The organism is Tissierella praeacuta DSM 18095, from assembly GCF_900128955.1.
GTDB lineage: Bacteria > Bacillota > Clostridia > Tissierellales > Tissierellaceae > Tissierella > Tissierella praeacuta.
Window position 1 is genome coordinate 58697 of record NZ_FQTY01000013.1, and the last position, 10154, is coordinate 68850.

At 32.8% G+C, this 10154-nt stretch carries 4 protein-coding genes; all 4 read left to right on the forward strand.

Going from position 1 to position 10154, the window contains the following annotated elements; all coding sequences use genetic code 11:
* Positions 1-27: 27 nt before the first annotated feature.
* Entirely contained in the window at positions 28-1206 is a 1179-nt protein-coding gene (locus tag BUB33_RS11760) for an efflux RND transporter periplasmic adaptor subunit (protein WP_072976595.1), read from the forward strand.
* Positions 1199-4258, forward strand: a complete 3060-nt coding sequence (locus tag BUB33_RS11765) for an efflux RND transporter permease subunit (protein WP_072976597.1) — start codon at positions 1199-1201, stop codon at positions 4256-4258. Before BUB33_RS11760 ends, BUB33_RS11765 begins: the two co-directional genes overlap by 8 nt.
* A gap of 298 nt (positions 4259-4556) precedes the next feature.
* Positions 4557-8492, forward strand: coding sequence for an S-layer homology domain-containing protein (locus BUB33_RS11770; protein WP_072976599.1), 3936 nt, complete (start codon positions 4557-4559; stop codon positions 8490-8492).
* A gap of 863 nt (positions 8493-9355) precedes the next feature.
* Positions 9356-10154 (forward strand): hypothetical protein (locus tag BUB33_RS11775; protein WP_200778210.1); only part of this gene is annotated, 799 nt, incomplete at its 3' end.

The window sequence follows — 10154 nt, forward strand, 5'->3', positions numbered from 1 at the left end:
TAATTCATATAACTGGAGGGGGAAAACATGAAATCACGTAAAACAAAACTATTAATACTATTAGTGATTTTAACAACCATGCTCTATGGTTGCAAAAATAAGGATGTAGAGGTAATGGCAGAGCCATTAAAACCTGTTAAAATAATGGAAGTAAAGACACAGGATTATTCTGATGATATTGAAATCAGTGGTAATGTAAAGCCTGCCCAATTAGTGAAGCAGGGTTTTAAGGTTGCAGGAGTTGTAGGAAATATTTATGTAAAAGAAGGTGACCGTATATCAGAAGGTCAAACTCTTATGAGTTTAAATCCTCATGATTATGAACTAGGGGTAATAGCAGCTCAAGCACAATATGATTCTTTAAATATGCAGCTTAGTTCTAAGATAGATTCTTCTATAAATCAAGCTAAGGCTAATTTAGACTTTATCAAGACCCAATTAGATAGAGTAAGAAGATTACATGAGAAAGGTGCTGTAGCTACTAAAACAGTAGAAGAATTAGAAGTATCCTTGATAGTTGCAGAAAATAAATATAAAGAAGCCTTAGATGCAAAGGAAACAGCAGAAGCACAACTTAGGCAAGCAGGTGCAGCATTAGAATTGGCACAATCACAACTAAATGATACAGTCCTTCATAGTCCAATAGATGGAACAGTAGTAAAACAAATCTTTGAAGTAGGTGAAACCATAGCACCAGGCTATCCAGCCTTTGTACTGGGAAGATTGGACACATTGGAAGTAGAAGTAGGAGTTCCAGATAATTTAATAGATAATATAAAGGTAGGAGAGAAAGTAAAATTATTTATCTATGGTATAGATAAGGAATTGGAAGGGGTTATATCCAATATAGATGCTACAGCTGATTTAGAAACTAGAACTTTCGGAGTAAAAATAGATATAGATAATAAGGATGGAGATATAAAACCTGGAATGATAGCTAATGTAGTTATAAATATGGATAAGGTAACTACAATAATTGTACCTATAGATTCAGTAGTAGATGATGCTAATAAATCTACAATCTTTGTATATGATGAAAATACAAAAACAGTAAGTAAAAGAGAAGTAAAAGTAGGAACAGTATTTGGAGATCATATACAAATCGTTGAAGGACTGAAGGATGGTGAATTGGTAGTTGTACATGGTCAATTCGGTCTTTTAGAAGGAGAAGAAGTAAACGCTAGGAGAGTTGAAAAAAATGACTAAATGGTGTATAGAACATAGAAGTATAGTAGCAGTATTATCCCTATTTATAATTTTATCGGGGGTATATGTATATATAGAAATGGAAAGACAGGAGAATCCAGACGTTGTATCTCCAGGTGCGACAGTAAAAACCATTTATCCAGGTGCTACTCCAGAGGATGTAGAGAGACTTATAGTAAAGCCATTGGAAGACAAAATAAATGAAATTCCAAATATAAAGCTTATGACTAGCTACTCCTTAGATAATGTAGGGGTTATAATAGTTAGGCTAAAGGATTTAACAGATGAGCAGATAACAGAAACATGGAATAAGTTAAAAGATAAAGTAGATGAAGTACAGTTACCAGATGGTGCCTATGACCCAGAAGTAGATACGGAGTTAGTAGACACCTATGGTATGTTATTTACCATAAGTGGTGACGATTATAAATATAAGGATTTAAAAGTAGTAGCAGATGAATTACAAGAAAGAATAGAAAAAATAGATGGTGTAGCTAGAGTAGAAATAGATGGACATATAAAAGATGAGATACACATTGATTTAGACTTGCTTAGAATGAGGAACTTTAAAATACCTATGAATACCATAGGTATGGCTCTAAAGGCTAGAAATATTAATATTCCAGGAGGAAGTTTAAAACTTCAGCAATCTAATATACCTATTACAACTACAGGTGAATATAATGATATAAATGATATTAAAAACACAATAGTTGGAATGTCAGAGGCAGGTAATATCATATACTTAAAGGATATTGCAAATATAACTGAACAAGAAGGAGAAAGGGATATCTATGTTAGCGGAAATGGTGAAAAAGCCCTTTTACTAACATTAAAATATTCTGAAGGAGAAAATATAGTTAAAATAGGGGAGAAAATAAGAAAATCCCTAAAAGAATATGAAAAAACTCTTCCAAGTGGAATGAATTTAAATATAATAACTGACCAATCAGAATATGTAAATGATGCTATAAAGGATTTTGAAGGAAACTTAATAGCAGCTATATTATTGGTAGTTGTTGTAGTATTTTTAACTATGGGATCAAGATCAGCCATAGTAGTATCTTCTGCTATTCCAATAACTGTTATGGCAACCTTTATATTTATGAGATTCTTTGGTATCATACTTCACCAAGTATCCATTGCTTCATTAATAGTTTGCCTTGGGTTATTAGTATCCAATGCAATAGTTGCCAACGACAATATGTATTTACATCTATCTCAGGGGAAGGAAAGAAAAGTTGCTATTACAGATGGAATAAAGGAAGTAAGAATAGCAATACTTACATCTACATTAACAACAGTTGCTTCATTTTTGCCACTTGCTATGATGAAAGGTGTTGCAGGAAAGTTTGTTAAGGATTTGCCTGTAATGGTTACAATAGCTTTGATGAGTTCTTATTTAATATCCTTAACAGTGGTTCCAGCCATGGGATATACCTTTCTAAAGGAAAAGAAGAAGGAAGAAGTATCAACTAAGAAAAGAAAAATACTGGCGAATAAGCTTGGGGAAGCTTTCCTAAAATTCTATGAACTTTTCTTAGATCAAACACTAAAAAAACCACGAACTACTATATTAATAGCAGTTGGTGTATTAGCTTTAACAAGTTTACTTATACCAAGCCTTGGACTTCAACTATTTCCATTTGTAGAAAGGGATCAGTATATAATAGATGTTACCCTTGCAGAAGGAACTACAGTGGAGAAAACTTATGAAATAATACAAGATATAGAAGCCTTGCTTCTAGAAGACCCTTCTGTTACTAACTTTTTATCCAAAGTAGGGGATGGTATTCCTAAATTTTATCCTTCATTCTTTGGAAATCAAATAGCTAGTAACAAAGGACAATTTGTAGTAAATGGAGAAATAGCACAGATAGAAAATATTCAGCGTAAATTAAATGAAAACATACCTGGAGCAAGGATTGAAGTAAAACAATTGGAGAACGCTATTCCAGTAGAATTACCTGTACAGGTTAGGGTAACTGGTAAAGATGTAGATGTATTAAAAGATATATCAAACCAAATAAAAGAAATTTTATATACCATAGAAGAAGGGCAGCACGTTCAAGATGACTATGGCTCAAAGACTCTTAAAATGACCATAGATGTAAATCAGGATAAAGCCAGTATGGTAGGATTGACTAACTATGATATATCCTCCACAGTAAGAATGGCAGTAAATGGGCTAGAGATGACAAAGCTAAGACCAGATAACTCTGATGATGATGTGCCAGTTATTTTGAGAATACCTTCTGAGCAAAGAAAAAATGTAGATATGTTAAACAATATATTTATAACATCCCAAATAACAGGTAAAAATGTACCTATTAATCAAATAGCAGAAATAAAATCAGAATTTAATTTGAATAGAATAATAAGAAGAAACAGAGATCGTACTATAACTGTAGGATTTCATCCAAAGTCAGGTCATAGTGCAGCAGAAGTTTTAAAAATAGTAGAAGAAAGAATGAAAGATTTTGAAGTGCCAGAAGGCTATAGCTATGAATTTGGTGGAGAGAACGAAGATAGGGTAGAGGCATTTAAATCCCTTGTAGCACCTTCTATATTGGCAATAGTATTGGTTTATTTAATACTAATGTTCCAATTCTTTGATTTAAGACAGCCACTTATAATCATGGGAACTATACCATTATCTTTTATAGGGGTTATACTTGGGTTAAAGATAACTGGATTTCCCCTAGGATTTATGGCATTAAACGGAGTAGTTAGTTTAATGGGGGTTGTAGTTAACAACGGAATAGTTCTCTTAGACTATATCAATATTCTAAAGAGAACAGGAATGGAAACCTTAGATGCAGTAAAGACTGCTTCCATGGCTAGACTAAGACCTATTACCATAGGTATGGTTACAACAGTTATAGGATTAGTTCCTATGGGAATAAGAGGAGGAAGCCTTTGGGCACCATTAGCATATACTATAATATTTGGACTAATGGTATCCTCTGTACTAACAGTACTTGTAATACCAGCATCCTTTATTGTGTTTGAAAGCAAGAAGGCAAAGAGGAAAGCTATAGAAACACAATAAAGAAATATAAATGTAACATAACTGTAATGGTATTTTGGAGAAAGACCATATATAATGTAAATATAAAGAAGTTAGGGCATTAAATTAATAGAATATTACAGTTATGTTACAACTTCTTATAATCATTGACCTTCATAAAGGTTGATGCTATAATAATTAATATGATGTGGGGTTTAGGGAAAACTATGCAGTTAAACTAAACTCTTACAAGTTTGATGGATTTCTTGAAGGGTTTGCCATCAAACTAAGAACAAAACTACTTCAAAAAAAGTAAATAAAAAAAAGGAGGAAATACAGCATGAATAAGATGAAAAGAATATTTTCATTTCTTCTAGTATTATCCATGATACTAGGAAGCTTTGGTTCTGTATTCACAACTGCTAATGCAGCAGCTGCTGAAAAAGCAGACAAAGAGTTAACAAAAGTTCCAAAGGATGTAGTAGGAACTGAATATGAAAAGGCAATATCAAGATTAGTTGCTTTTGGTATAATTGAGGGATATCCAGATGGAACCTTCAAACCAGAAAAAGAAGTTACAAGAGCAGAATTTGCTAAAATATTAATAGAAGCATTGGGAATAGGTAATGCTACAAAAGCAGCAACAGGTGTTACTAAGTTCTCAGACGTTCCAGCAAGTCACTGGGCATCAGGATATATCAATGTTGCATCAGGACAAGGACTTATCAAAGGATATAACAATGGAACATTCCAACCAGAGAAAAAAGTTTCTTATGCAGAAGCATTAACTATGTTAGTTAGAGCATTAGGATACCAAGATGACTTCCTAAAAGGAACTTGGCCAGGAAACTATGTTGCAAAAGCAGCAGAAGCAGGAATCACTGCTGGAGTTAAATTTGACAGTGCTGTTAGTGCAGCTAATAGAGGAGATGTTGCTAACTTAGTTAACAACACATTAGATGGCAACATTGTAAAAGTAGACATCTATAAAGGTGGTACAGTAGAGTACAAAGAAACAGAAAAAACATTATTAAAAGACAGACTAAACATCAGCAAATACGAAGATGCTAGAGTTATTGCAGATAAAATTGTTGATGATGGATTAGAAGCAAATGAAATAACTGTTAAATTCTTAAAAGAAATTGACAAAAATGATGAGTCAGTTAAGAAATCATATAAGAAAAATGAAGAGAAAGATTTCAAATTCAAAAAAGTTGTAAATCCAAGAAAATATATCGGGGAAGAAGTAACCGTATATATGAATGATAATGAAGAAGTAGTTTATATTGAAGTGGAAAATGATGATAAAGCATACTTTGACTATGTGTTTGCAGCATCAGGTAAGGATAGAGAAGTTGACAAATTAGAGCTTGTAAAATTTGACAAAGAATATTCATTTGATTCAGATGCAAAAGTATATGTGTTTGATTCAAAAGATGATAAGTATGTTGAGTTAAGCGTTAAAAAAGATGGTATTGATACAAAGTTAAGTAGTGTTGTAGGTCATGTAGGTAAGTTTGTTGTTAAAAACAATAGAATCGTATACGCTGAAATCATGGATAGTTCAGAAGCTCTTCCATGGATGTTAGTTCGTGAAAACAAAAGTGGTGTATTAAAAGGTATTAACCAAACTACTGAAAACTTTGATGTTGATTTAACTAAAAAAGCGAACTATGACGGAGTTTTTGTATTTGATACATTAGGAAACAAACTAGATGTAGAAGATATTAAAGAAGGAAACATAGTTTATGTACAAAAACAAGAATATGATGGAGATGACTATGCAGTAGTTGTAGTAGTTAAAGACAACATTGTAGAAGGAAAACTATCAAAAGTTAAAGATGATAGAGTAACATTGGGAGATAAACAAGTTAAAGCAATTAAATACTCTTTAGAAGGATCACAATTCCAAACATTCTATAGTGTTGATGGATTTGAAGATGTTAAAGAGTGGACTGGAAAAGATGGCGATTGGACAACTGACATGGAAGATGCAGATGGCGAAGAAATGACAGCTTATCTTGATGCTGTAGGAAAAATCGCATTCTTAACTACTAAGACAAATGGTTCATCAGGATATAAATATGGTATCGTAACAAAAGCATATGCAGATAATGATAGAATTAAGATTTACACTTATGTTGATGGAAAAGAAGGAAAAGAAATCACATATAAAGTTGAAAAAGAAAGAAATCTAAATGAGCCTGTAAAACTTGATGAATATGGTCAAGTAATTAAAGGTGAAAAGAGAGGTAAAGTTGAAGCAGGTGATGTTGTTAAATTCAAACTTAACAAAAATGGTGATATTGCTGAAAATGAATTTTATGCAGCAACTCCTAAAAACACTTGGAAAATGAGAAAAGATAAAGATTTTGGTAAGGATAGTATCCCATCAACTCTTTATGAAAACGAAAATGAGCATAAATCATTTGTAATTGATGATAAGGCTATTATCATTGATGCAGAAGGTTTAAAACACAATTCTAACAGAACTGGATTCAACAGTAATTTTGATGTTGATGACTTTGGAACTGCTAACTGGAAGAATATGGCAGAAAACAAATATGATAAAGACTTAGAATACTTTGTATTTACTAAGAGAAATAACAAAATTGATGTTGATGCAATAATATTCATCGGCAAAGGTGCATCTACTTCATCTGATGTAGAAGCTATCTACGTTACTGATATTTGGACTAAAGGTGGAGACGTTCATATAAAATATGTTTCTTATGAAACTGGTAAGGTAGAAGAGAAAGAAGTAGAAAAATTAGATGGTAGCAACATCAAATACAGTAAGTCATATAAAGAAAGACCATTTATTGCAAAGGTTAAGAGCAGTGGTAAGATAGACTTATATGATGAAGACAAAGATGACTTAATCTATGTAAAAGGTATTGTTGACAAGAAAGATGGAAACGTAATTACTGTTGGTAAGGATGACTATAAACTATCAAGCAGTGCAGTTGTTTACGAAGAAGGTACTAAGAAGACAGCTTCCAACATTAGAAAAGGTGATGCAGTATTCTTCATAGCAGAAAACAAAGTAAACATCAGAGTAATCGAAAGATTAGTTGGTAGTGAAGCAGATAAAGTTAAAAAAGATGGCGGAACAACTAAGCCACAAGATCCAGAAAAGGGTGTAGTAACTTATATTAATAAAGATAGAATCTTTATAGATGATGAAAAATATACCTTAAATGCTGATACTGTATTATATAACAAAGATGGTAAGTTTATATTAGCAGTAGGTGGAGAAAAAATCGGAGAGCATTTAAAACAAAATGCTGTAGTAAAAGACGTTAAAACTAATAAAGATGGTGTTATTACATCATTTGTATTAGTAAAAGAATCAACTGAAGCAGAAGCAGATAGAAATGCAGCTAAAGCAGTAGATAATAAAATTGAAGCACTAAAGATTGTTAATGATAAAGCACCAACAGAAGATGAAAAGACAGCAATAAAAGCAGCAAGGAAAGCATATGAAGACTTAACAAAGGCTCAAAAAGCTCTTGTTAAAAACTTAGCTGATTTAGTAAAGTTAGAAGCTATAGTTGAGAAAACAGAAGGACCTGTAAAAGCAGAAAAAGAAGCAATAGAAGCAGTAGTAGTGGCAGTAGCATTGGATAGTAAAACAAAATTAGCAGCAGCATTAAACAATGAATTGTTTAAGAAAGTTGAAGAAGCTAATATGGAAGCATATTTAAATAGTGCAGAATTCGAAGCTTTAACAGTAGATAGTAAAGCATCTGATGTAAATAGTGCTATAGATAAAGTAAATAATGATGTATCTGGTGAAACAGAAGAAATAAAAGCAGTAAGTGCAGTAATATCTGCAGTAGCATTAAATAGTAAATCAAAACTAGCAACAGCACTAGATAATAAACTATTTAACAATGTTAAAGAAGCTAATATGGAAGCATATTTAAAGAGTGCAGAATTCAAAGCTTTAAAAGTAAATAGTAAAGCATCTGATGTAAATGATGCTATAGATAAAGTAAATGATGATGTAGTTAAGGAAGCAGATAAAAAGGCTGTAGAAGCAGCTAAGGCTTTAATAACAGCAAAATCACCAATTGAAGAGTTAAAAGTTGAAGGTGGAGCTCTTGCAGAAGCAGGAGTTAAAGAAGCGGCAGTTGAGGAATATGTTAAGGCTCTAGTATCTGGTGAAGTTGCAGTTAAAGTTACTTCATTAACAGAATATGATGTTGTTATAACAAAAGGCGAAGCAACAGATACAGTAAAAGTAACAGTAACACAATTTACTGCTAAATAATAAAAGTGCGAAACGTTACTCTATAAGTTCATGGTAACATGAGCGAAGTGGGTGAAGATTAAGCACTATACCCCAAAGGTATGGGGCTTTTCTTTAACTATACATTACCAAATATTGGGTGAAATCCCCAATCTATGCAATAGCCTTACAGCATAGAGCCTAATCCTCCTGCATATTGTACAAGGTTACTCCCTTAACAGTATGAAGCCAGGTGAAGTCGTAATACGTGAGAGTCGTATGCGGGGTTCCTTAAAAGATGACTATGGTTAGGAACACGAATCCATGTTTTAAAGTGAAGTGAGTTAGTAGATGATATAAATAATACCTTCGGCTTATCATCTACCTCTATATCTGAAATGATATAGTAGAATCAGAGATAATTTAGGCTATTAAATCTGATTTTCTTGCTGTACAAAGTGGAGACCTAAGGTCATCAAAAGTAGGGATGGTATGTATGGAACGTTTGATGTCCTATATAAGTAGGAGGAGTAACTCCGTTGATATATATAGGGAGTCAGCGGATTCGTAGTAGTGTAGATCATATGCCGTTTGTATCTGTATGGTAACATACAGAGAGGATAAAACATATGGGAGCGAAGGAATCTAGTCGGTAAGAATAGAAACAAAACATAATAAATTGACATCTTGAGTATATGATGCACAACCAATAAAAATATGGATTCCATATGTTTTATTGGTTTGTGTCATAATTAAGCCATGTCGAATAATGTCGAATGAAGAGAAGAACTATCTAATAATTGTTTCTATATTAATCTTATCGAGGAATCGCCGTATGCCATGAAAGTGGCACGTACGGTGAGGACCGGTCGAAATCTCGGTGGAGATAGACACGGAATGGTGGAGTGGAAAATTACACATTAAAAGCAGGAATAAACAATATTGCTAAACAAGTTAATATTGTAGCATCAGAAATTACTGGTGATGTTACAATAGAATATACTTCAGAAGCAGATTTAAACTTACCAGCAGGTTTAAAAATAACTGGTAATTTAACTGTAAATGCACCAAAAGCTACAGTTAATAATAATGCAACAGTAACTGGAACCATAACAATAAAAGATGTAAAAGCAGGAACATGGAATGAATTAGTTTCAGCTAATAAATTAGTATTTGAAGCGGCAGGTAAGACATTAAAGATAAATGATACAGTTGCAGCATTGACTATAAATGCAAATGCTACTGTAATAACACCAAAGACAGTAAATGCAGTAGTTAAAAAAGATGTAACAGTAATTGTTAAGGCTGATGCAACAGTATCAGATGACAAAGCAGTAAAAATTGTTGGTACTGAATCAGAAGAACCAGTTAAACTAGATCCTAAGGAAACACCAGAAGTAAACAAAACAGCATTAACAGAAGCAATAGCAGCTGTTAAATATGTAAAAGTATCAACAGATGGTTCTGATGTAGAGAAAACAGAAAAGTGGACTACTCAAGAAGCTAAAACAGCACTTGAAAATGCAGTAAAAGTAGCTCAAGCAGTAGTAGATAAAGCAGAAGCTACTCAAGAAGAAGTAGATAATGCTAAGACAACATTAGCTGAAGCAATATCTGCTTACACAGAAGCACAAAAAGATGGGACTAAACCAGAAGAAACACCAGAAGTAAACAAAACAGCATTAACAGAAGCAATAGCAGCTG